A 1,577-nucleotide genomic window follows, 5' to 3' on the forward strand; every position below is an offset into this window, starting at 1 on the left:
CGCTCGGCTGGGGTCTTCCAGCCGAGCGTTTTGCGTGGGCGGCCGTTGAGTTCCTGGGCGACGTGTTCGAGGTCTTCAGTGCCGTAGGCGGACAGGTCGGTGCCTTTAGGGAAGTACTGGCGCAGTAGCCCGTTGGTGTTTTCATTCGAGCCGCGTTGCCAGGGGCTGGCGGGGTCGCAGAAGTAGACGGGCATGTCGGTGGCCATGGTGAAGGATCGGTGTCCGGCCATTTCGGCGCCTTGGTCCCAGGTCAGTGAGCCGCGCAGGTGCGCTGGAAGGGAACTGATGGTCCGGACGAGGCCGTCACGGACGGTTTCGGCGGTGTGGTCATTTGGCAGGTGGACGAGCATCACGTACCGGGTGGTGCGTTCGACCAGGGTTGCGATGGCGGACTGGTTTAGTGTGCCGGTGATCAGGTCGCCTTCCCAGTGGCCGGGTACGGCGCGGTCCTCGACCTCGGGCGGTCGTTCGGAGATCATGACCATGGGGTCGGCGAAGCGGGAGATGCGCTGTTCGCCGGTGTTATGGGGTTTGCGGCGGGTCCGGCCGGTGCGCAGGGCCGCCTGAATTTCGCGTTTGAGCCCCCCTCTGGCCTGGACGTAGAGGGCTTGATAGATCGTCTCTGGGCACACACGCATCTCCGGCAGTTCGGGGAAATCTTCGACCAGCGTGTGGCTGATCTGCTCTGGAGACCAGCGTAGGAGCAGTTTCTCCTTCACGTAGTTGCTCAGATCCGATTCACCAGCGAGTTTCCCGGTTTTGGGCCGGGCGCGGCGTGAGGCAGCTTGACGTTGCGCCGCATACGGCTGGTAGCCAACACCCGGGTGGCCGTTACGGGCGATTTCCCGGCTAACGGTCGACGGCGATCGCTGCAACACTGCCGCGATTGAACGCAGCGAGGCCCCAGCGCCGTTCAGGTCCCGGATGGTCTCGCGTTCTTGCAGCGACAGAAACCTCGGGTCAATGGCCCGTTCAAGCACCGAGATCGATACCGACCGGGTCTGCTGCCTTTTGCCGGGGACGGCAGGAAGTGTTGAAGAATCCACATCATGGTTGTAATGCATTCTCTGTCCACCTGGATAAATGCGTCGACCGCCAGATTTCCTCACCCCAAGCTCCCACTCCCGTGCACTGCTGCGGGGAACGCCCAGGGCCTTGACCGCATCGCGCCGGCTCAGTCCTTGGTCCCGTAAGCGCAGGTACTCCACTCGCCTGCGATGACTCACCGGCCGGCTGGAAATGCCCGCCTCGCGGGCCCAGCGGAACGCAGTGTTTACATTCAGGCTGATCTCAGCTGCGGCAACAGTCACGCTCCCTTCCCGCTCGAGAACGGACAAGAACTCACGTTTCTGTTCGGATGTGTATTTGGTTCTGGCTGCCTGGCGGGTTGATGCGGTGTTCCCGGAAGTGAGGCCAGCCCTGCGGAGCCACTGATAGCAGCTGTTCCGGTTCAAACCCAGTTCTGCCGCGGCTGATGTCGCACTTCCGAGTCGGTCAAAAACCTGGAAGAACTCTTCCCTCTGCTGAACAGTCGATCTCGCGTACTTCCGGGACTCCGCTGGAACATCGCTTAAATA

At 62.2% G+C, this 1,577-nt stretch carries 1 protein-coding gene; it reads right to left on the reverse strand.

The features are described from left to right. The coding region (locus FHJ30_RS21185; RefSeq protein ID WP_171059169.1) for an IS30 family transposase at nucleotides 1–1,178 on the reverse strand (1,178 nt) is incomplete at its 3' end. Between the last annotated feature and the right edge of the window lie 399 nt (nucleotides 1,179–1,577).

This window comes from Arthrobacter sp. BB-1 (assembly GCF_006151685.1).
Lineage (GTDB): Bacteria > Actinomycetota > Actinomycetes > Actinomycetales > Micrococcaceae > Arthrobacter.